20 protein-coding genes, 1 tRNA gene, 1 rRNA gene and 1 riboswitch are annotated in these 23227 nt (G+C 46.5%); of the genes, 9 read left to right on the plus strand and 13 right to left on the minus strand.

All coding sequences use genetic code 11. The features are described 5' to 3' along the window. Positions 1-51: 51 nt before the first annotated feature. The 3 genes from ATB78_RS26435 (at position 52) to ggt (ending at position 3478) form a co-directional block, all read left to right on the plus strand. Positions 52-849: an AraC family transcriptional regulator gene (locus tag ATB78_RS26435; protein WP_009696782.1), complete on the plus strand. Its 798-nt coding sequence runs from the start codon at positions 52-54 to the stop codon at positions 847-849. 91 nt (positions 850-940) lie between these two features. Then, complete coding sequence (locus tag ATB78_RS26440; RefSeq protein ID WP_029789267.1) at positions 941-1600, plus strand: LysE family translocator; 660 nt, start codon at positions 941-943, stop codon at positions 1598-1600. Between the two features lie 111 nt (positions 1601-1711). After that, entirely contained in the window at positions 1712-3478 is a 1767-nt protein-coding gene (ggt, locus tag ATB78_RS26445) for a gamma-glutamyltransferase (protein WP_061011020.1), read from the plus strand. Between the two features lie 818 nt (positions 3479-4296). On the opposite strand, the gene uvrD is transcribed toward ggt, so the two are convergent. Further along, the gene (gene uvrD / locus ATB78_RS26450; RefSeq protein ID WP_061011021.1) at positions 4297-6471 is read right to left on the minus strand and encodes a DNA helicase II; all 2175 of its coding nucleotides are present in this window, start codon (positions 6469-6471) and stop codon (positions 4297-4299) included. A gap of 280 nt (positions 6472-6751) precedes the next feature. Here uvrD and ATB78_RS26455 point away from each other — a divergent pair, with 280 nt between their 5' ends. The 4 genes from ATB78_RS26455 to ATB78_RS26470 all read left to right on the plus strand — a co-directional run bounded on the left by ATB78_RS26455 (position 6752) and on the right by ATB78_RS26470 (position 9192). Further along, positions 6752-7012 (plus strand): DUF2282 domain-containing protein, encoded by a 261-nt coding sequence (locus ATB78_RS26455; protein WP_005451246.1) that lies wholly within the window; start codon positions 6752-6754, stop codon positions 7010-7012. 86 nt (positions 7013-7098) lie between these two features. Further along, a complete protein-coding gene (locus ATB78_RS26460) occupies positions 7099-7971 on the plus strand; it encodes a DUF692 domain-containing protein (RefSeq protein WP_061011022.1) in 873 nt (290 codons plus the stop codon). Beyond that, on the plus strand, positions 7968-8726 hold the full coding sequence (locus ATB78_RS26465; RefSeq protein ID WP_061011023.1) for a DNA-binding domain-containing protein: 759 nt from the start codon (positions 7968-7970) through the stop codon (positions 8724-8726). The genes ATB78_RS26460 and ATB78_RS26465 overlap by 4 nt, the downstream gene beginning before the upstream one ends. A 10-nt stretch (positions 8727-8736) precedes the next feature. Then, complete coding sequence (locus ATB78_RS26470) at positions 8737-9192, plus strand: DoxX family protein (RefSeq protein WP_038893716.1); 456 nt, start codon at positions 8737-8739, stop codon at positions 9190-9192. A gap of 32 nt (positions 9193-9224) precedes the next feature. On the opposite strand, the gene ATB78_RS26475 is transcribed toward ATB78_RS26470, so the two are convergent. Further along, positions 9225-9506, minus strand: a complete 282-nt coding sequence (locus ATB78_RS26475; protein ID WP_005443411.1) for a hypothetical protein — start codon at positions 9504-9506, stop codon at positions 9225-9227. Positions 9507-9597: 91 nt separating this feature from the next. Then, positions 9598-10791, minus strand: coding sequence for a multidrug effflux MFS transporter (locus ATB78_RS26480; protein WP_009705199.1), 1194 nt, complete (start codon positions 10789-10791; stop codon positions 9598-9600). 107 nt (positions 10792-10898) lie between these two features. Between ATB78_RS26480 and ATB78_RS26485 the strand changes: the two genes are divergently transcribed. Both ATB78_RS26485 and ATB78_RS26490 read left to right on the plus strand, forming a co-directional pair. Then, positions 10899-11840, plus strand: a complete 942-nt coding sequence (locus ATB78_RS26485) for a LysR substrate-binding domain-containing protein (RefSeq protein ID WP_005447244.1) — start codon at positions 10899-10901, stop codon at positions 11838-11840. 203 nt (positions 11841-12043) lie between these two features. Next, positions 12044-13834, plus strand: coding sequence for an aminopeptidase P family protein (locus ATB78_RS26490; RefSeq protein WP_061011024.1), 1791 nt, complete (start codon positions 12044-12046; stop codon positions 13832-13834). Between the two features lie 121 nt (positions 13835-13955). Here ATB78_RS26490 and thiH read toward each other — a convergent pair whose 3' ends face one another. The 10 genes from thiH to rrf all read right to left on the minus strand — a co-directional run bounded on the left by thiH (position 13956) and on the right by rrf (position 23132). Beyond that, positions 13956-15068 (minus strand): 2-iminoacetate synthase ThiH, encoded by a 1113-nt coding sequence (gene thiH / locus ATB78_RS26495; protein ID WP_061011025.1) that lies wholly within the window; start codon positions 15066-15068, stop codon positions 13956-13958. A gap of 34 nt (positions 15069-15102) precedes the next feature. Next, the gene (locus ATB78_RS26500) at positions 15103-15870 is read right to left on the minus strand and encodes a thiazole synthase (RefSeq protein WP_061011026.1); all 768 of its coding nucleotides are present in this window, start codon (positions 15868-15870) and stop codon (positions 15103-15105) included. Positions 15871-15875: 5 nt separating this feature from the next. Continuing rightward, on the minus strand, positions 15876-16130 hold the full coding sequence (gene thiS / locus ATB78_RS26505; RefSeq protein ID WP_005378804.1) for a sulfur carrier protein ThiS: 255 nt from the start codon (positions 16128-16130) through the stop codon (positions 15876-15878). Between the two features lie 38 nt (positions 16131-16168). After that, on the minus strand, positions 16169-16942 hold the full coding sequence (thiF, locus tag ATB78_RS26510) for a thiazole biosynthesis adenylyltransferase ThiF (RefSeq protein WP_061011027.1): 774 nt from the start codon (positions 16940-16942) through the stop codon (positions 16169-16171). Next, positions 16929-18344 (minus strand): thiamine phosphate synthase, encoded by a 1416-nt coding sequence (locus tag ATB78_RS26515; RefSeq protein ID WP_061011028.1) that lies wholly within the window; start codon positions 18342-18344, stop codon positions 16929-16931. Before ATB78_RS26515 ends, thiF begins: the two co-directional genes overlap by 14 nt. Then, the gene (gene thiC / locus ATB78_RS26520) at positions 18344-20284 is read right to left on the minus strand and encodes a phosphomethylpyrimidine synthase ThiC (RefSeq protein WP_061011029.1); all 1941 of its coding nucleotides are present in this window, start codon (positions 20282-20284) and stop codon (positions 18344-18346) included. The genes ATB78_RS26515 and thiC overlap by 1 nt, the downstream gene beginning before the upstream one ends. A gap of 165 nt (positions 20285-20449) precedes the next feature. Continuing rightward, a riboswitch (TPP riboswitch) is annotated at positions 20450-20548 on the minus strand. Positions 20549-20609: 61 nt separating this feature from the next. Then, positions 20610-20993 (minus strand): fluoride efflux transporter CrcB, encoded by a 384-nt coding sequence (gene crcB, locus ATB78_RS26525; RefSeq protein ID WP_005430379.1) that lies wholly within the window; start codon positions 20991-20993, stop codon positions 20610-20612. A 123-nt stretch (positions 20994-21116) separates the two neighbouring features. Continuing rightward, entirely contained in the window at positions 21117-22499 is a 1383-nt protein-coding gene (locus ATB78_RS26530) for a multicopper oxidase family protein (RefSeq protein WP_061011030.1), read from the minus strand. A 407-nt stretch (positions 22500-22906) separates the two neighbouring features. Beyond that, a tRNA-Asp gene (locus ATB78_RS26535) sits at positions 22907-22983 on the minus strand. A 32-nt stretch (positions 22984-23015) separates the two neighbouring features. Beyond that, positions 23016-23132: ribosomal RNA gene (rrf, locus tag ATB78_RS26540) — 5S ribosomal RNA — on the minus strand. Positions 23133-23227: the final 95 nt, after the last annotated feature.

The raw sequence follows: 23227 nt of genomic DNA on the forward strand, positions 1-23227 counted from the left end.
AGAAATTGATGGATAAGCTTGGTCATAATGTGACCAAGCTTTTTTTATTTAATGGAACATATTCAGTACTACGCAACCGACCATGACAACTTGAGTCTGATAGAGGCGAAATACCAGAAATTTGCTTTTCAAAGGCATTACCATCTGGATTTTCATCTCGGTCTGATCACGCATGGCGCGCAGAAGTTCCAATACCAAGGTAACAGCCACCAAGTTGGTCACGGGCAAATTGTGATTATGCCGCCAGATGAGCTGCACGACGGGCAATCTAAGCTCGAAAGTGGCTATGAAGTAAATGTATTTGCGATCGAACCTCACCTATTGAGCGATCTGGCTGATCTTAAGCAAAACGGTCAAATAATACACTTCAACGAACTGATCATCTCGGATCCACAGATATTTTCACAACTTAGTAACTTACATGGGCTACTTCGTCGTGAAAACCTCAGCCAACTCACCAAAGATTGCCTTCCTTTTGAAGGATTTAACCAGCTTTTTGATCGCTACGGATCGCTTGAGCGACAAAAAGTGGTGCCGCTAGGAAATCAATCGCTTGGGACGTTAAAAGATTATCTAATGGCGAACCTCGACCAAGCGGTGCGTTTGGATTCGCTATCAGAACTGTGCCAACTGAGCCCAACTCAGTTCCAGCGCCACTTTAAAGCGCAAACTGGCATGACGCCTTACGCATGGTTCGCACGCCTGCGCCTCGAACAAGGCATGAAGTTACTGCAATCTGGTCAATGTGGTACCGACGTCGCCCATCAAATCGGTTTTTACGATCAAGCGCATTTCAGCAAAGCGTTTAAGCAGACCTACGGCGTTTCCCCTTCTCAAGTGACTCGTTAATTGCATTTACCGAGAAAGCTGTCAGTTTTTTACAAGCGCCACAGGTGACTTGCCACGACAATAGCCGCATTAGTTATACTTGAGATGTGTTATGAATGAATCCACCATATTGCTGACGCTCGCCAGCATTCACTTTATTGCCCTAATGAGTCCCGGTCCCGACTTTGCGTTGGTCGTACAAAACGCGACGCGTCATGGTCGTCAAACTGGCTTGTACATTGCGTTGGGATTGTCTGTCGGTATTTTGCTGCACTCTTTGTTCAGCCTGACAGGCGTGAGTTATATCGTCCACCAGCACCCAGTGCTGTACTCCGTGGTGCAACTGCTCGGTGGTAGTTACCTGCTCTATTTAGGTATTGGCGCATTGCGTGCCGTGATCTCGATGATCAAAAACCCACAGGCGGATCAACCTAAGAAGCAAAACAACCTAGTGATCAGCAATAAGCGTCAGGCATTTGCGAAAGGATTTGCGACCAACATCCTTAACCCGAAAGCCCTGGTGTTCTTTATCAGTTTGATGTCGAGCTTAGTCCCTGCTGGTATGTCGATCACTGGCAAAGGTATTGCTTTAGTCATCTTGTTTGGCTTGTCGCTATTCTGGTTCTCTAGCCTTGCATGGATGCTGTCGACGCAGCGCTTACAACGTAAATTGCAACAAGCAGGCATCTACATCGACGGTCTGTGTGGTGTGGTATTTACTCTCGTGGGCGGCAGTATTTTGTACCAAACCATCAGCACTTTTATCGGATAAAGTACTGATTTAAAAGCGTAGCACAATCGACATTTCTAAGATTGCTGACTCGACGTGACTCTTCATGACTGCCAAGCTGAAAGCACAAAACTGGCAACATGGAGAGTCATCATGCATTGGACGTTCAACCGACTCGTGACCACGGGTCTTTTTCTTACTTCCCCACTCGTCTTATCTACCTCAGCCTTTGCTAACCAAGCAGCAGATGCGGTTGCACCTGAGCACAGTACTGGCTTCGAGCAAAAGCAATTGGTCAAAGCCAAAGATTATATGGTCACCGCAGCCAACCCACTTGCAACCCAAGCCGGGGCGGATGTTCTTGCACAAGGGGGCAATGCTATTGATGCCATGGTTGCCGTACAACTGATGCTGGGCTTGGTAGAGCCGCAATCATCAGGTATTGGTGGTGGCGCCTTCTTAGTGTATTGGGACAGTGAGAAACAAAAACTGACTACGTATGATGGACGCGAAACCGCACCGCTCGCCGCGACGCCGAAGCTCTTCCTAGATGACAAGGGACAACCACTGCAATTTTATGATGCGGTTGTCGGAGGGCGCTCCGTTGCTACTCCTGGCACAGTGAAACTACTGTGGGACACGCACCAGAAATACGGCAAGTTGGAATGGAAAAAGATCATCCAACCTGTGATTACCTTGGCTGAGCAAGGTTTCGAAGTAAGTCCTCGCCTCGCGAGTCTGATTGAGAAAGATGCCAAGCGCCTATCACGCTTCCCTGCGACTAAGGCTTACTTCTTCAATCCAGATGGCTCACCAAAAACCGAAGGCACGTTGTTGAAGAACCCTGAATACGCACAAACTCTGACGGCAATTGCAGAGCAAGGGGCAAAAGCTTTCTATCAAGGCGATATCGCCACAGACATCATCAAGACAGTACAGAATGCACCGGGCAATCCTGGCGTATTGGCACAACCTGACTTTGATGCGTTCCAAATCAAGCAACGTGAACCGGTTTGTGCGGTTTACCAAAGCTATGATATTTGCGGCATGGGACCACCTAGCTCTGGCGCATTGACGGTTGGGCAGATTCTTGCGATCACCGAGCAATACGATCTTAAAGGCTGGGGAGCCGAAAACGCGAAATCGTGGCAAGTGATCGCCGATGCATCGCGCCTTGCGTTTGCAGATCGCGGTAAGTACATGGCTGACCAAGATTATGTGCCAATGCCAACCGAAGGCTTGCTTGATAAAGATTATCTCAAACAGCGTGCTGAGCTTATCCAAGTCGGTAAAGCCTTGAGTAAGGTTGAAGCCGGCAACCCTCCTTGGTCGCACGCGATGAACTTAAGCATGGACCAATCGATCGAGCTGCCTTCCACCAGCCATTTCAATATCGTCGATAAGCAAGGCAATGTGGTTTCAATGACAACAACCATTGAAAACGCTTTTGGCTCACGCTTGATGGTGCGCGGCTTCTTGCTCAACAACGAACTGACCGACTTCTCCTTCCGCACTCACCAAGATGGTGTGCCAATCGCGAACCGCTTAGAACCGGGTAAACGCCCACGTTCATCCATGGCACCAACCATTATGATGAAGGATGACAAACCTTACATGGCAATTGGCTCACCGGGTGGCAGCCGCATCATTGGTTATGTCGCACAAGCCATTATCGCCCACACGCAATGGGATATGGACATCCAAAGCGCGATTAATCAGCCACGATTACTGAACCGTTTTGGCACCTTAGATATTGAACAAGGTACTGCTGCAGAAGGCTTACAGCCTGAGTTGGAAAAGATGGGCTTTAATACTGATGTTCGTGATTTGAACTCTGGACTGCATGCGATACGTATAACAAAAGACGGTCTTGAGGGCGCAGCCGATCCAAGGCGTGAAGGCGTCGCTATCGGGCAGTAAGAGTCTTTCGCTCGACCCCTTGTGCGAGATCTCTCACAAAGGGTTGAGCAAACCTCTCTTTTTTAATGGTAAAACCGTACAACAAAGAACATAAGTCATTGAATTTAATATTTATGTATCTTTTTTGAACGCAAAGAGAGTGAAAAAATGTGAGATTAGCCCGTTGTTGGAAATCGTTAAACACGTAATATTAAACCTGTCGGAAGGATGCTGACACGGAACAGGAAACACCACGGACTTGGTGAACTTCAGGAAGAAGAAACGGTTATTCAGGATGAATAGTCGGGCATGGATTGCAAAATTGGACATTGAACGGAATCAATAGTGACTAGGATGGTTGCTACTAAGGACGGGAAATGGACACCTCTGGACGAGGCAAGGATTTGAACATCAGGATGATGTCAGGGACACCGCTCAGGGAACAAGTGATGAGAGCTAACGAGGATGGTTAGCAGACCAGGATAAGGTCATTAAGGACACCGCTAGGAAGGCGACGTAAGGATTAAGCTGACGGATTCAGCACACTATCATGGATTAGATGCATGGAGCACTCTTAGTAGCCGGATTGCTGCGAGTAAGACTATAACCCCGACGGGCTCAAGCCCTCGGGGTTTTTCTTTGCCTAAAATTTTTCTCAGCAGCTCTGCTGAAAGTAGACATTCACCCACAACGCTCATCTTTCACTTCAAACGGTATAGTTAAATCGCGCTTTCGCACTCCATTTATTGTTCCATTTTTTACTGCGTTAGCGACATGCAAACAACACAAACAAAAAGAGCCGCCGAAGCAGCTCTTAAGTTGATGAGTTTGTTGAAGCCTTACAGTTTCTCTAGTCGAGCGTAAGCAGTCACCAACCATTTGATGCCCTCACCATTAAAGGCAATCTGTACGCGACTCTGTGGACCACTGCCTTCGAAGTTGATGATGGTGCCTTCACCAAACTTAGGATGCATCACACGAGAACCTAGCGTAAAGCCAGTTTCATTGAAGCTCTCTTTCACCGCCGTTTGGCTAAATCGACCACTGCTTGCAGGACGGCTAACTTGCGCCTTCATGCGTACTTCATCTAGACAAGTTTCTGGCAGTTCACGGATAAAGCGAGACGGTTTATGGTACTTATCCTGACCGTACAAACGGCGCATTTCAGCATAAGTGATGTACAGTTTCTGCATCGCACGGGTCATGCCTACGTAACACAGACGGCGTTCTTCTTCTAAACGCCCTGCTTCTTCTGCCGACATTTGGCTTGGGAACATGCCTTCTTCCACACCGACCATAAACACCAATGGGAACTCTAGACCTTTCGCACTGTGCAATGTCATGAGCTGAACCGCATCTTCAAACTCATCCGCTTGTCCTTCACCCGCTTCTAATGCTGCATGGGTTAGGAATGCCGTCAGCAGTGACATGTCTTCGGCTTCTTCTGGTTTCTCGAATTGGCGAGTTGCGGTCACCAATTCCTCCAAGTTCTCAATACGCGCCTTAGACTTTTCGCCCTTCTCTTGCTCGTACATCGCGAACAAGCCCGAGTATTTGATCACATGGTCAGTTTGGTGATGCAGCGGCATCTCGATGGTGTCGTCTTCTAGTGCTGTGACAAGCTCGATAAAACGACTCAGAGCACCAGCAGCACGACCAGCAAGCACCTTCTCATCCAACATAGCCACACTCGCTTCCCACATGGTGCAACCACGGTCACGAGCCGCAAAACGGATGGTTTCAAGCGTCTTATCACCCAAACCACGTGTTGGCGTATTCACTACACGTTCAAATGCCGCATCATCATTACGGTTGGCAATCAGACGCATGTAGCTCAAGGCATCTTTGATTTCCTGACGTTCGAAGAATCGCATACCGCCGTAGATACGGTAAGGCAGACCAGCTTGGATTAGTGCTTCTTCAAGAACACGCGACTGGGCGTTGTTACGGTAAAGCATTGCAGCGTCATTCAGAGCACCACCCTTGTCTTGCCACTCTTTGATTTTGTTTACCGCAAAACGGGCTTCATCTAGTTCGTTGTAAGCGCTGTAAATCGAGATAGGCTCACCGACAACGCCATCTGTCCAAAGCTCTTTACCCATACGCTCGGTATTATTCGCGATCAGGGCGTTGGACGCTTCCAGAATGGTCTTGGTTGAACGGTAATTTTGCTCAAGACGAATGGTATTCACGCTTGGGAATTCCAGCGTAAACTTCTCAATGTTCTCGACTTTTGCACCACGCCAACCGTAAATCGACTGATCGTCATCACCTACGATCATCACGTGACACTCAGGTCCCGCCATCATACGTAGCCAAGCATATTGAATGTTGTTGGTATCTTGGAACTCATCCACCAAGATATGCTTAAAGCGTGCTTGGTAGTGTTCACGGACGAACTTGTTATCACGCAGTAGCTCATGTGCGCGCAGCAAGATTTCCGCAAAATCGACTAAACCAGCACGATCACACGCTTCTTGGTAAGCGGTGTACAACTGCAGATATGTCTTGGTCACTGGATCGTGGTACGCATCAATGTGCGACGGGCGCAGACCTTCGTCTTTCTTGCCGTTAATCCACCATGCCACTTGGCGTGCTGGCCACTGCTTCTCATCGAGGTTTTGCGCTTTAATCAAACGCTTTAGTAGACGCTGTTGGTCGTCACTGTCGATGATTTGGAAATCTTCCGGTAGCTTGGCATCAAGATAGTGCGCACGCAGAATACGGTGACAAATGCCGTGGAAAGTACCATTCCACATACCACCTGCACTGCCCATCATTAGCTCTTCGATACGTCCACGCATCTCTGTCGCCGCCTTATTGGTAAAGGTTACCGACATGATTGAGAACGGAGATGATTGCTCGACCGACATCAACCAAGCGATACGGTGAACAAGAACGCGTGTCTTACCACTCCCTGCACCAGCAAGGACGAGCAAGTTTTCTAGAGGTGCTGCAACGGCTTCACGTTGTTTGTCGTTCAAACCGTCGAGTAATAGAGATGGATCCATCATGATGAGAGCTACTGGTTATTTATACATAAAAATAGATTATAACCTAAACAACCTCTTCAGATTAGACAAAAATTCATAAAAAATTCGTCGTTTTTTTACTCTACACATCAATAAGTTATATAAATTACATTCTTTAAAACCATTTGTTTCGAAAATTTTTCTGAAAGTTTTTTAGCCAGTTTCCTATCTTTTAAGTTAAGCAAGTTGATAACAAAAACGCCAAAACAGGCGATTCATCTTGCCAACTTAAAGTAAAGGAAATCATTCAGAGGAATTTATTATGAAAAAGTCGAATCTAGCTGTTACTGCTGCTGTTACTGGTCTTCTAGCTCTTGGTGGCACAATGCTAACTGCAGCTCCAGCTGTCGCTGCTGATAAAGAGAAGTGCTACGGCGTTTCTAAAGCAGGTAAAAACGACTGTGCAACGAAAAGCAGCTCATGTGCTGGTACTTCTAAAGAAGATAACCAAAAAGACGCGTTCGTAGTCGTACCAAAAGGTCTATGTGACAAACTCGTTGGCGGTAGCACTTCTTCTTCATAATCTTTTATCGCTAGCTACTGCAAGGATGCGTTGACGCTCAACCAGCGCATCCTTCTCTTCCCGCCCGCTTTGAAAAGGAGTTTCACGTGAAACACCACACCTTCCACGACCTTGTTGGAGTTGGATTGAGAACCCCTCACCTCGATTACTTTAGCCAAAACAAACCCGAGTTATCTTGGTTAGAAATCCACAGTGAAAACTATTTTCAACCCAACGCTGCAGAGCGCAATCAATTACAAGCATTACGCGAGCAATATCAAATTAGCTGTCACGGCATTGGTCTGTCATTAGGTTCGGTGGAACGTGTGAATCAAAAGCACCTTGCTCAACTTAAAGCGCTGATTGACTCAATCGACCCGATTCTTGTTTCTGACCATTTGAGTTGGAGTGAAAACGGCGGTCACTACTTTAATGACCTGCTTCCACTTCCGTATACGGAAGAAGCGCTCAAAGTGTTCACTCGTAACGTGAATGAAGTGCAGGATTATTTGCAACGCGAGATCTTGATAGAGAACCCATCTAGTTATGTGAAGTTTCAACATTCGACCATCAGCGAATGGGAGTTCCTTACCGAGGTGCAAAAGCGCACTGACTGTCGTTTATTGCTCGATTTAAACAATGTTTATGTTTCGGCATTCAACCACGGTTTTGATTGCGACACATACCTAGATGCAATTCCAGCCGACAAAGTGGATGAGATTCACTTGGCAGGTTTTACCATCAAACAACTCGACAAAGGTGAGATATGGATTGATACCCATAGCCGCCCAGTTAGCGATGAAGTTTGGCAACTGTTCGCGCAGTGGACAAAAAAACATGGTCCACGTCATGCATTGATTGAATGGGATTTGGATATCCCCGCGCCAGAAATCTTACTCGGAGAAGCACAGAAAGCATCGCAGCTGCTGTTGCAAGGCACACTTCCAAGTGAACAAAGCGAACCAAGGAAGGCATCATGAATCTAGCCACCTTACAAAGCCAGTTTGCTAAAGCCCTACACTATCAAGCACTCGGTGAAGATTGCGATATTGCCAGTGATGAGTTTACCGCTGATGAACGCATGCAGATTTACCGCAATAACTTTATCGTTAGCTTGAGCGAGGTGTTATCCGCGACCTACCCGATGGTTGAAGCACTGCTTGGTGAAGAGTGCTTTGAACAGATGGCTCGCCAGCATGTTCTCTCTTATCCATTAGAAGAAGGAAATGTGGTGCATTATGGCGACGGCTTTCAAGACACCATCATGCAGTTTAGTCAGGTGATCGCACAAGCACCTTACAGCCCTGAAGTCGCACGCTTCGAATGGCATATCGACCTCGCTCGTCAAGCACAGTATGAACAATCCAATGCGGCAGCATTAAAACCGCTTGCGTTACTTGGCGAAGTGAGTGAGGAGCAACAACCCGCTTTGGTTTTGCACCTTAAACAAGGCTGCCGCAGCTTTGACTCCAGCTACGCAGTATTTGATTTGTTCAGCGCGATTCAAACTGGCCAATTCGAACAACTTAATATCAACCAATTACAGCAAGGTGTCATCTCGATTCAAGCCAATGGAGAAGCCTTGTGTCACGCACTCGATGCCGATGTGTTCCAACTGCTGCAATGTTTAGAGCAGAAACTGAGTTTGAGCGAAATACCTGAAGTTTTACTCGCTCATCTCAATAGCATCATGGCACTCGATCTCGTTGACGGCTTTACATTGAAATCAATCTAAGGAGCACTCTATGACGGATACTGTTAAAAACTTAGTGAATCGGTACGACGATTTAATCAGTACCCTACAAGCCGGCTTTGTCCCTTTACTACTTCTCTTTTGTCGCTTGTGGGTTGCATGGGTATTCTTCAATTCAGGGCTAATCAAACTCTCGTCTTGGGATAGCACACTGTATTTATTTGAGCTGGAATACCAAGTGCCAATACTGCCATGGGAATTGGCGGCTTACTTAGGTACGGCTGCAGAATTGGTTCTACCGGTGTTCTTGGCACTAGGATTGGTTACCCGCCCGATGGCTGCGATTCTGTTTGTGTTCAACATCATCGCTGTAGTCTCTTACCCGCTGCTGTGGGAGAAAGGTTTCTATGATCACCAACTTTGGGGATTGATGATTCTTGTAGTGATTGTGTGGGGACCAGGACCATTGTCCCTCGACCACATACTGAAGAAGAAAATCACTCACTAAAAAAATCCCCGCATCATGCGGGGATTTTTTTATTATTTGTTCAAGTAAGCCAGTAGCTCTTCAGCTGAGATACCTTGCTTCGCGAGGTCTTTTGCCATCTGCTCTACTTGCTCGCCTTTACGTGATTCAATCACTTGCTGAAATTGATACACAAGATCACGTAATACCGGCACTGGAACTTGTTTTGCCGCGCTACGAATGCGCTCAGAGCTTTGGTTACCTAATTCGTTAAGCAACTTACCAAACATCACCTTTTCTGGTGACTCTTCCATTTGCTCTAGGATACGAGCCATTTCATACGTGGTTAACGACATTACTTTATGAGTTCCGTTATGGTGTCGAGAAAAGTTTGAACGACAAATATACACGCGTTAGGTACATTGGAAAATACTAAATTACCGAGTTTTACGCATTCGCCAATTTCGCATGCCAGTTCTTACCTGCTTTGCTAAACAGAATCACCAAAGCTGGAAGCAATACCCACATATGAATCGCAATCAGAGTTTGTGGATCCAGTGATAAACGCTGTAGCGTACCCACCAACAAACCAGAGCCACTCATTTGGAACAAACCAAGTAGTGCAGCCGCAGTACCCGCTTTATCACCAAACGGTTCTAACGCTTTACCAGCTGCCGCGCCAAGAATCCAAGCGAAGCCAACCGATGAGATAAAGATTGGCAACATGAAAGACAGTGCCGTATTGTGCTCTTTCATCACCATCATGATCACACCAGAAATAGCCAGTAAGCTGATACCAACCACAAGCGAGTTGTGTGTACCCCAACGATCCATGAACTTAGGTGCAAGCATACAAGCGGCAATGTTGAACGCTGCATTCAGACCAAACCAGAAGGTGAATTCATTCATCGACAAGCCCATGCCTGTCATTAGAACGCCAGGAGCTGAAGTCACGTAAGCAAGAATAACTGCCATCGCCATCAAACACAGTGAAGCGTGGAAGATGAATGATGGTGTGCTCAATACTGCCCAGTAGCGGCTTAGTTTAAATACCGCCTGCTTTTCAGTTGCAGGGTTAGTTTCCTTCATTCCAAGGAACATCATCGCTCCTGCAATTACAGCGAAACCCGCCATAAAGCTGAAGTTTGCACGCCAATCAAATTGTTGGGTTAACCAACTACCAAGAATCGGGGCTAGCGCCGGGATAAAGCAGATCGCACCGTTAAGGTAGCTGATCATTTTGCCGCTTTTTTCCGGACCAAAGATATCGCGAACTGTTGCAAAGGCTGCTACAGATGTTGCACATGCACCTAAGCCTTGTAGCAAGCGAGCCGCCAACATCCACTCAATATTTTGAGCACTCCACGCCAATAAAGCGCTCAATGCGTAGATGGTGATGCCTCCCAATGCAACAGTTCGACGTCCGAGTTTATCTGCCAAGGGACCAGCGAATAGCTGACCAACACCCATAGCAAATAGGAACCAAGTGATGGTGTCTTGTGCCAATGCATTTTCTACCTGAAAAGTGGACGCGATAAGAGGCAAAGCAGGTAGATAGATATCAATCGCAAGCGGACTGAACAGAACTAACATGGTCAACAGCGCCATCTGTTTTTTGCTATTTGTAATATGGCTAGACACAAAACACTCCAAATTGAACAAGAACTTTTGAGCAAAGCTTAATCATCTGATGATATGAATGGAAATGATGTATACTCATGACCATTATTCCAATGGGGAAAATCACTGTGAACGTAGAGAAACTGGCACGCATCGACCTCAACTTGCTGGTCTGTTTTAAAGTGCTGATTGAAGAGTTGAATGTCACCCGAGCCGCCCACAGACTGTGCTTGAGTCAGTCTGCCGTGAGCAAATCCTTAGCGAAATTACGTACCCAATTTGATGATCCCCTATTCACTCGAAACTCACACGGATTGACGCCAACACCGCGCGCATTGTTCCTTAAACCGAAACTGGATCTGTTGATAAACCAACTTGAGGTACTGACTCAACCCGAAGAGTTCTCGCCACAGAGCAGTGAGTACCGTTTTCAAATCGCAGCAGTAGAGAGTGTCTACCCGCTCATTCTGCCTCACTTCTTACCGGCGATTTTCCAACAAGCGCCAGGCGTGACCATCAGCACCCACTCTTGGTCGGAACAAACGTTCAAGATGATTCAACGCGGTGAAATCGATTTAGGCATGACAGGTCGAGATATCGACATCAACGATGCCAAGCTGACTATGCTGCCGCCAGATGACATTTGTGAACAGGAAATCTATCGCGACCACCAAATGTGTATCGTACGTAAAGACCACCCGGCTTTGCGTGGAAATTGGAACTTAGAAGCTTATCTAGCCCTGCGTCATGTACAGGTGCGTTGTGATGGCAACGACCGTTGGTTGCTCGATTATCGTTTAGCCGACATTGGTCGTGAACGTGATATCGCAGTCACCGTCCCGGACTTTAATAGCGCCGCCAGTTTGTGCTCTTACACTGATTTTGTGTTTACCGCGCCAAGTCACTTTGTAAAGCTGGCAGCCAAGCAACACGACATGGCATTGCTGCCGCTGCCACTCGAATTCCCGCCAATGGCTTACACTTTGTTCTGGCACCGAGACAGAGAAAATGACCCGGCTTTAACTTGGCTACGTACCATGATCACGCAAAAAACCGATCATCTTAGATAAAAATCCCGGACGCGATTTGCGCTCTTACGGTAAAATGAGTAGCTTAACAGTCGATAGTCCTTTTTGGCTCATCTATGGTCTGTTGTACTCCGACTCTATTGAAGTGATTGCGAACCTCAATGGAATCGTAAACTGCATGAAGCAGATGGAAACAGCTCCCACACCTGAGCATGAAGGAGCGGTAATTTGAAGGAATAACACAGATGCACAACGATACCCAAAGCCGCGTGAATGCAATTCGCGAATGGCTAGCACAACATAATATTGATGCCCTACTTGTCCCACATGAAGACGAGTATTTGGGCGAATACGTACCTGCGCACAACGAGCGTTTACATTGGCTAACTGGTTTTACTGGTTCTGCTGGTGCTGCGGTAATCACCAAAGACAAAGCCGCTATCTTTGTTGATGGTCGCTACACGGTACAAGTCACTAAGCAGGTTCCTGCTGATCTATTCGAATACCGTCACCTGATTGAAGAGCCTGCACTAGATTGGATTAAAGACCATCTTGCAAATGGCGCATCTGTGGCAATCGACCCTCGCATGCACAACTCTGCTTGGTTAGACATGGCACAAGCAAAACTTGCAGGTGCACTTGAGCTTAAGATTCTCGACAGCAACCCAATTGATGAGCTGTGGCACGACCGCCCTGCTCCTGTAGTTTCTGATGTTCGCCTAATGGCAACAGAAGCGGTTGGTCAATCAAGTGAAAGCAAACGCCAAGAAATTGCAGAGCTAGTGAAAAAAGCCGGCGCAGACAGCGCAGTGATCACAGCACTTGATTCTATCTGTTGGCTGCTTAACGTTCGTGGTCTTGATGTATCACGTCTACCAGTTCTGCTTTCTCACGCGATTCTGCATTCAGATTCAAGCGTGGAATACTTCCTAGATCCAGCTCGCCTACCTGCTGAGTTTGACACTCACGTTGGTTCTGGCGTGACGGTTCATCACCCAGAAGCATTGCAAACACGACTAGAAACTCTAACTGGAAAGAATGTACTGGTTGACCCTGCGACAAGTAACGCGTGGTTTAAGTTGGTTCTACAAAATGCTGGCGCATCAGTGGTGAGTAAAGCTGACCCATGCCTAATGCCAAAAGCGGCGAAGAACGCAGTTGAAATCGCAGGCATGAAAGCATGTCATATCCGAGATGGCGTGGCGATGAGCAAGTTCCTATCTTGGTTAGATGCAGAAGTCGTTGCGGGTAACTTGCATGATGAAGCAACATTGGCTGACAAACTAGAAGCGCTCCGTAGCGAAGACCCGACGCTTATGGATCTTAGCTTCGATACTATTTCGGCAGCAGGTGGCAACGCGGCGATGTGTCACTACAACCACGAAAACCAACCTGAACCTGGCAAGCTAGAACTGAACACGCTTTACCTAGTGGACTCAGGCGGTCAGTACCTAGATGGCACTACAGACATCACGCGTACTATCGCGATCGGTCAGCCTTCACAAGAGATGATTAAACAATTCACTCTCGCACTAAAAGGTCACATCGGTGTTGCTCGTGCACGTTTCCCGAAAGGCACACGTGGTTACCAAATCGATACGCTAGCTCGTCAGCACCTATGGGCGGAAGGCTACGATTACGATCACGGTACAGGTCACGGTGTTGGTCACTTCCTAAGTGTTCATGAAGGTCCGGCGAGCATTTCTAAGAAGCAAATCGACGTGCCTCTAACAGAAGGTATGGTGCTATCCAATGAGCCAGGTTACTACCGTGCAGATGCGTTTGGTATCCGTATCGAGAACCTAGAGCTTGTTGTTGAAACCCCAACTAACGGTGACTTCCCTGTTCTTTCATTTGAGTCGCTAACACGCTGCCCAATCGACAAGCGCAATATCAACGTTGATATGCTAACTCGTCCAGAACTTGCTTGGCTGAATGATTACCATCAGAAGGTATGGGATGAGATCAGCCCACTTGTTGAAGGTGATGTGAAAGAGTGGCTTCGTCAAGCAACGCTACCAGTAGCACACAGCTAGAAGCTAGAAGCTAGAAGCTAGAAGCTAGAAAAAAGTAGAGGGTTGATGTTTTGCATCAACCCTCTTTTTTTGCCTATGTTTCACGTGAAACATAACGATGACCAGTGGCTTTCTTTGCTACTTAACCAGAATACGCCGAGTGCCAATCTCGCCATACTGGGTCAAAGCCTTTGGCTCGAATCATATTTTCCACAGAACCCGCGCTTCGTTCGTCACTGATCTCAAACTGCTCGAGTTCAACATCATCCATCGCATAACCACCCGGCTGAGTTTTCGATGCAGCAGACATACTGGTGATGCCTAACGGTAATGCATTGTCTCTGAACTTCGGTGATTCACGAGTCGATAATGACAACTCCACCTCTGGGTTCAACAAGCGATAAGCGCAAATCAACTGCACAAGCTGTTTATCCGTCATGACTGATTTTGGTTGGAGCGCGCCCTCACAAGGACGTAAACGTGGGAAAGAAATTGAGTAACGAGTCTGCCAATACGTGCGCTCAAGATAGTCCAAGTGCGCTGCCACATAAAAGCAATCGGTACGCCACTCTTCCAACCCTATCAATGCGCCAATACCGATCTTATCGATGCCCGCTTTTGCAAGGCGATCGGGTGTATCCAATCGGTATTCGAAATCCATCTTATTGCCACGCAAATGGTGCTCGGCGTAAGTCGAAGGATGATACGTTTCTTGATAGACCATCACCGCATCTAAACCCAATGTCTTGAGCTCAGCGTATTCGTCTTGATCAAGTGGCTGCACTTCCATCGCCAAATAGTTAAAACGTTGTTTAATCATCGGCACCATTTCGCGGAAGTATTTCATGCCCACTTTGGTTTCGTGTTCGCCAGTCACCAGCAATACGCTATCGAACTTCATGCGTTTAATGGCTTCAACTTCTGCAGCCACCTCGTCCCTATTCAAGGTACGACGCTTGATTCTGTTCTCCATCGAGAAGCCACAATAGGTACAAGCATTGGCGCACAAGTTAGAGAGGTATAATGGAATGTAAAGCGACATGGTATTACCAAAGCGCTTACGAGTTGCCGAGTATGACAGCTGCGCCATTTGCTCTAAGTACGCTTCAGCCGCTGGTGAAATTAGCGCTTTAAAGTCTTCCAAATCACGCTTGGGTTTATTCAATGCTCGCTCGACATCTTGTGCCGTTTTCGCGTAGATCGACATCGAAATGTCATCCCAATTCAGCTGCTTAAATTGTTCAACGAAGCTCATGTTTTCCTCGCTCAATAGCTAAACCAATCTAGGACTAAAGCTCATCTAGGAATGACGTCAGTGGACTCGACGCAACCGCATGAGAAATCTTACCAGCAAGTCCGGCTTCATAAGCCATACGCCCCGACTCTACCGCCAACTTAAATGCCTTCGCCATCGCAACGGGATCGCTCGAAGCTGCAATCGCAGTATTGACGAGCACGGCATCCGCGCCCATTTCCATCGCACGCGCGGCATGTGAAGGAGCACCAATACCTGCATCAACAACGACAGGAACATTAGCTTGGTCGATGATGATCTCTAGGAAATCGTGAGAAACTATCCCTTTGTTGGAACCGATCGGCGCACCTAATGGCATAACCGCAGCACAACCTACTTCTTCCAATCGTTTACATAGAACCGGGTCAGCATGACAATAAGGAAGGACAATGAAGCCCTCACGAACCAGTTGCTCAGCGGCAGCAAGTGTCTCAATTGGATCAGGCATCAAGTACTTCGGGTCTGGGTGAATTTCAAGTTTTAGCCAGTTTGTACCTAACGCTTCTCTCGCTAATTGTGCTGCAAACACAGCATCTTTAGCATTCTTTGCACCTGAGGTGTTCGGCAATAAGTTCACACCCGCTTGTACTAGCGGCAGCAAAATATCGTCTTGTTGGTCGTTCACATCCACACGCTTCAACGCCATGGTCGCAAGTTGAGATCCCGATACTTGAATCGCTTCTGCCATTAATCGGCTGTTGGCAAACTTCCCTGTTCCCGTGAACAGTCTTGATTCGAATTGTTTATCACCAATTTTAAGCATCGACTTTAACCCCCTGCGATCGCTTGAAACAAAGAGATGCTATCTCCCTGTGAAAGAACTGTGCTAGCCCACTCACTGCGCGGCACAACATTGTTATTAATTGCAAAAACACAGCCCATTTCAGGCAGCGCAAATTGACTAATGATTTGCTGCAGATTTGACTCACTGGCAACTTGATGTGACTGGTCATTGATGACAATAGTGATCACATCTAAGTCAGCAGCGGTCATTTGTGTTGTTTGTTGTTCTGATAACGTCATTGCTTCCAACTCTCTTAATTCTGCCCATTACTCGTAAACTAAATCTGAGCACACACTTGGCACTGTTTATCTTTACTTATCGCCATGGTTTGCCATTGCAGCTTCAATCCGTCGAACAGGTGTAACTTGGCAGTCTCGACATGAAACTTTCCCGTCGCCAGTTTTTGAATTGCCGCTATAGCTTGGTAGTTGCCAAGTGTACCCACCACCGGACCGACGACACCGCTCTCACTGCACTTTTGCGTTTGCGGTAATTCGTCGAACGGATACAAACAGCGGTAACAGGCTTTACTCTGCGCTTCTTGTTCACTTGGTGTTTGGTAATCAAAGACAGCGAATTGGCCTTGCCAACCAATTGCCGCCGCCGAGATGAGCGGTGTATTTTGCTCGAAACAAACTTGGTTAATTAGCTGGCGCGTTGGCATGTTATCGGTGCAGTCGAGCACCACATCCGCTAGCATCACCTCAAGCTGCAGCTGTGCTTTGTCTAATCGCCTATTGAGAGCACGAATTTGGACCATAGAATTAAGTTCAGTGAGTTGCTTTACAGTCGCTTTTGTTTTCGCAACTTGGATGTCTTGCTCACGATAAATGATCTGACGTTGTAGGTTACTGCTATCAACTTCATCGTCATCGACCACAACCAATTTACCAACACCCGCTGATGCCAAGTACAAACTCGCTGCGCTCCCTAACCCACCACAACCGATGATCAGCACATGCGATTTGCTCAAGCGCTCTTGCCCACTTTCAGCAATTTCAGGCAGAGCGACTTGGCGTTGATAGCGAAGAAACTGCTTATCCGTGAGCATGCTCGCCTCTCTTGTTATGCGCCAATTCACTATTCTGATCAGTAAACGTTAGCTGTCTTTCCTTCATCAGTTTTGCGAAGAACTCGATGACGGACTGAGGTGATTCTGCCAACGTAATAGCTCGCACAACTGCCAAACTAGAAACACCTGTTTGCCAAACTTGGGCTGCATTAGATTGGTCAATCCCACCAATCGCAACCGTCGGAAAGCCAAGCACATTGTCACTAACTGCTTTGTCTTTTGAAGGACGGAAAGCAGCCTCTGTGTTTGTATAAGGAATGCTATCAATCAGCTTTTGATACAGTTCCAAGCGCACCAAACCTTGTGGTTTCGATGGCATCTGTTTTGTGGTGGTTGGGAAAATATGCCCTAGCGCGATGTAGCGAGGATGAATTTGTACGATGCGCAGTAGTTCGTAATAACCATGAGTAGAAAGACCAAGACGAATACCGGCTTTAGTTAGCTGAGCCAAATTCGATTCTTCTATGTCTTCTTGTCCTAGGTGAACACCATAAGCGCCATGCTTGATTGCCAACTGCCAATAGTCATTGATGAACACTTGTGCTTGATACTGACGACCTAGCTCAATTGCTCGAATGATCTGTTGTTCTAAATCGGCTTGTTGTGGGTTCTTGATTCGCAGTTGAATAGTGTTGATGCCTAGTGGCAGTAGACGCTCAATCCAAGCAACATCATCAACGACTGGATAGAGCCCTAGACTTTGCTTAGTTAGAGTTGGAAAGCTAACGCTCTCACCTTGTGCAGACCAACCAACTTGAATACCTAGCCGGTTATCCTCCAGTACAGGTGTGGGGAAATCATCAAATTGGTCAGCCCACTGAGTTGATTGCACCTCGTCAAGGTTGTCATTCAACAGTGTTTCACGTGAAACATTCGCTTGTTGAGTTAGCATTCCTCGAGCAAGTGTTAACGCATCTTCGATAGGAAAATCGAGTACTGTCAGCGTTACTATCCAAGCAAGGTGATGTTCGGGATCGAACATTGCGTTGAATTTGGACTTAACGGAAAGCGCTCTCACTTCGTTGTTAATTGGGTGACGCCAGATATCAAGCTGAAGCACTTTCTCCTTTTCATCAGATACCTGCGTATCAGCAATGCCAATATAAATCGCTTTCGACGGTTGCTTAGCGCACGCTTCTACCGATAAAGCAGAGCGGTAATAAAGCACAAATGAACTCTCATGCTCAGAGTCATAACCATCAATAAGGTCAGTCGTTATACGTTTGGTCTGTTGGTCGCGAACAAGCTGAATAGATTGAGTTGGGCTCACACCCAACTCAATGTCTTCAATACTAAACCCCTGCTCTTTCGCCAACAACAAACATTGTTGAACTAAACCTGTTAGCTCAATCAATGATGACGGAATAAGGATTTTGCTCATTAGTCACTTACCTCGGCATGTGCTGCTGGGTGGTATAGCTCGGAGCCTGACTCTCTAAATTCTTGCGATTTCTGACGCATCCCCTCAAGAGGATCATCCAGCATTTTGATCGAGATAGCTTGGTCCGCAGCAACTTGCTCAGTGTCTTTCGCATATTCTCGAACCTCTTGCGAAATCTTCATCGAGCAGAACTTTGGTCCGCACATCGAACAGAAGTGAACGACTTTGCCGGACTCTTGAGGCAAGGTTTCATCATGGAAAGCACGCGCGGTATCTGGGTCGAGCGACAAGTTGAATTGGTCTTCCCAACGGAACTCGAAGCGAGCTTTAGAAAGCGCGTTATCACGAACTTGTGCACCAGGGTGTCCCTTCGCTAAATCAGCGGCGTGCGCAGCAAGCTTGTAAGTGATCATGCCTACTTTCACGTCTTCTTTGTTTGGTAAACCAAGATGCTCTTTAGGAGTTACGTAGCAAAGCATTGCACAGCCATACCAACCAATCATGGCAGCGCCAATACCTGAAGTAATATGGTCGTAACCAGGAGCGACGTCTGTCGTCAGCGGACCAAGCGTGTAGAAAGGTGCCTCATGACAGTGCTCTAGCTGCTCTTCCATGTTCTCTTTGATCATATGCATTGGAACATGACCAGGACCTTCGATAATCACCTGTACGTCGTATTCCCACGCAACCTTGGTCAATTCGCCAAGAGTACGAAGCTCTGCAAATTGCGCTTCATCGTTAGCATCAGCAACCGAGCCAGGACGCAGACCATCACCAAGAGATAGTGCGACATCGTACTTAGCACAGATTTCACAGATCTCTCGGAAATGGGTGTATAAGAAGCTTTCTTGGTGGTGCGCTAAACACCATTTCGCGATGATAGAACCACCACGAGAGACGATACCAGTCACACGTTTTGCAGTCATTGGAACATAACGAAGTAGTAAACCGGCATGGATAGTGAAGTAGTCAACGCCCTGCTCTGCTTGCTCGATCAGAGTATCGCGCATCACCTCCCAGTTAAGGTTTTCAGCAACACCATTCACTTTCTCAAGCGCTTGGTACATTGGTACGGTACCGATCGGAACCGGACTGTTACGTAGAATCCACTCGCGAGTTTCGTGAATATTACGTCCAGTAGATAGATCCATAACGGTATCGCCACCCCAGCGCGTTGCCCACACCAGCTTCTCAACTTCTTCCTCAATCGAAGAAGTGACCGATGAGTTACCGATGTTGGCGTTCACTTTGACCAAAAAGTTACGTCCAATGATCATTGGTTCGGATTCTGGGTGGTTGATATTAGAAGGGATAATCGCTCGACCTTCGGCAACTTCTTTACGCACGAATTCGGCGGTAATGTCTTTTGGAAGATTCGCTCCGAAGCTTTGACCCGGATGTTGTTGATTCAGCACCTCATCGCGGTATTGAGCACGCCCCATATTTTCACGTAGGGCGATGTATTCCATTTCTGGGGTGATAATGCCTTTGCGAGCATAGTGTAACTGAGTCACACACTGCCCACCTTTAGCACGTCGAATACGTGGTAGATTACCATAACGAAGATCGTCTAGCGTTTCATCTTCTAAGCGCTCTTTGGTGTATACCGAGCTTACTTCATCGAGTAGTTCAGTATCAGCGCGCTCTTCAATCCACCCTTCTCGCAGCTTAGGTAAGCCGTTGTAGAGGTCTATGGTGTGTTCTGGATCTGTGTATACACCCGAGGTATCGTAAACGCGTACTGGCTCATTAGGCCCGAAAATAGGCGCTTCTTTTGTGCCCCCAATAAGGCTATCAGCGAGTGATATTTCACGCATTGGCACACGAATATCAGGACGTGAACCCTCTACGTAGACTTTGCTTGAATTTGGATACGGTTGTACCGAGAGTGTATCAATGAACTGTTTTGCTTCCAGTCTCGCTTGCTTGCGACTCGACATAGCATTTTTCCTTGCTTTGTTATGCTTAGATAAAAAGTATTGGGATAAAAATGCTTGGCGGATAGATGCGACAAGAGGAATCGAATTAAGGACAGATTGAGCAAGTACTCTTCGTCTATAACAACATTCGACTATTTGATAGGTCAACCAGATAGAACTCTGGTGTAGATATCTTCTCTTGTTCCCTTCGCAGATTCTAATCTGATCAGGTTCAACGGATCCCGAATTAACGGTCTCAGCCTTATGGCACTCCGACAAGTAAAATCAGTATATAAAAACGGCTTGGTTAAACCAAGCCGACCTGATTAAGATTTGAGTATTTTTGCTAGCTACGCATCAATAATTGGAAACCAATCCACGCAGCTGAAATGCTTAACACGACATTCAGTAGTACGTTCAATCCCATCTTAAAGAAAGCGCCCTGCTGCATAAGCAACACGTTATCCATCGAGAAAGTGGAGAATGTGGTTAATGCGCCCAAAAAACCAAGACCGATGATTTGACGCCATGGGTCAGTGACCATCAACTCAGTTTCAAACGCAGCAATCAGTAGACCCATAATAAATGAGCCAACGACGTTCACGGTTAAGGTACCGTACGGAAAGCCACGACCGAGTAGCATCACACAAAGTTCAGAAATTAAGTAACGAGAACATGCACCAAATGCACCACCCAATGCAATAAAACCCAAAACGGATAGTTGTCCCATAATTCCCCCAGAAAAGTTAATGGCGACATTGTAATCAAATTTACGGCAATAGTGATTATACAATCTTAGAATTCAGCAAAGTATAACGCTTAAAACTTATCAAGATTTAAAAAGTTACAGGAGTCACTTTACTTCAATATAACCCATCAACCCCGTCTTCATGTGTTCGATCACATGACAATGGTACATCCAACGTCCTGGGTTATCTGCAACAAATGCCGCTTTCGCACTGCCGTTTTTTCCAAGCAAGACCGTATCGGTATGAAACGGTTCATCGAGTTTTTTGCCATCTAACTCAAGAACAGTAAATGTGTGTCCATGAAGGTGAATAGGATGATGATATTGGGTGACGTTCTTAAGGTTGAAAATATAGGTTTTTCCGAGCTCCAATGTTGAAAGCGGTGCTGGAATATTATCTTTACTCATTCCCTCCCAAGCTCGTTTATTCATCAGCCAAAACTTAGGTATCGCTTTGCCCGATTTATCGGCAGGAGTGACCGCCCCCTCCCATTCAAACACATAATCAATTTGTTCCGCATTTTCCAAATCAAGATCAGGCACAGGGTTGAGAGGCAATAAAGGCAGTTTCTGATTACTCGGCAAGTCAGACTCAACAATATCAAACTCACACAAAGGGAATGGGAAGCGTCCTTTCATTTGACGTACATAAACACGTTCTCCAGCCTTCGGAGCAATCAATCCGACATCTAACCTCATTCCCGGACCAATTTTGTGCTGAGTGAGCTTATAAGGCGTTTTAACAGGATTACCATCTATAGCAATAACCCAAGCCTCTGCACCTTCTATAGCGATCGGGTAAGTAATGGTGTTATCGACATTAGCAATTCTTAGTCGCGTTGTTGCATTCTGCTTCAACGCATAAACAGGTTCATGAACACCATTGACGCTACTCCACTCTCCTGGCGTTCCCATACGTGCACTCAAGCGCGGCACCATAAGGTTCTTCCACTGACCTTGCTTATCTAAATGCCAATGCTTGAGGACGACTTCATGCTCTTCATCAAACTGAACAGGCTTAGCCTCTTCAACGACAATTAGCCCGACTAAGCCCATACCAAGTTGCTTAACACTATTCATGTGTGGATGATACCAAAATGTGCCCGCATCTGGCGGTGTAAATTCATAAACGAATGTTTCACCCGGCATGATAGGCGGCTGGCTCAAGAAAGGGACACCATCCATTTCAATAGGGATTCGCAAGCCATGCCAGTGGATTGTAGTCGGCTCTGAAAGCTTGTTAGTAAACCGAATAATGACTTTCTCGCCTTGGCGACAACGAATCGTAGGCGCTGGAATCGAGCCATTAAACGCAAGTACATCCGTGGTAAACCCTGGTACCAATTCAGCAGTAGAAGGCTCTGCAGTGATATCGTATATATGCTGACCTTGTTTGTTAGTGCTCTTAGATAGAGAACATGCAGGCAGAACGGTAAGCGCAGAGATCGCTAAGGAAGATTGAAGAAAGCGTCGACGAGATATATCCATGTATTTAGTCACTCATTATTCCAATTGATGTGAGTGTAACTAAATATTAATAATGATTCTCAGTTATCTTTTAAAGATGTGCAGTCATAATGCTTAGATTCAGAGATTATAAATGAAGACCTATATTTAATAGTCACTAACAAGATAGTAAGCACCTACACACATATAGCAAGCAAGTAAAAGAGATCGGTTTAAGAAGGAGGGAGCTTAATGGTAAATAAGGCTAGAGCGAGTAGGAAATTGAAGGCTCTAGAAACGACGAAAGCCTTGCTATTTCTAGCAAGGTTTTCTAAATAAGTGGCGGAGAGGTAGGGGTTTCGAACAACCAGGACTCATTCCTCGGAAAAGGAAAATATTTTTGCTTATAAACGACAAAACCCAGTCCGAAGACTGGGTTTTTAAATAAGTGGCGGAGCGGACGGGACTCGAACCCGCGACCCCCGGCGTGACAGGCCGGTATTCTAACCAACTGAACTACCGCTCCGCACTGGTTAGACATTTAAGTCTAAATTTAAAGCCTGGCGATGTCCTACTCTCACATGGGGAAGCCCCACACTACCATCGGCGCTAATTCGTTTCACTTCTGAGTTCGGAATGGAAATCAGGTGGGTCCAAATCGCTATGGTCGCCAAGCAAATTCTTTAATCTGGAAAACTGATTTTAAGTTCTATTTACACATTCAATGTTCTTGCATTGAGTCCATCAAAACCCCTTGGGTGTTGTATGGT

Origin of the sequence: Vibrio sp. CUB2, assembly GCF_001557945.1 — a bacterium.
GTDB classification, from domain to species: Bacteria; Pseudomonadota; Gammaproteobacteria; order Enterobacterales; family Vibrionaceae; genus Vibrio; species Vibrio owensii.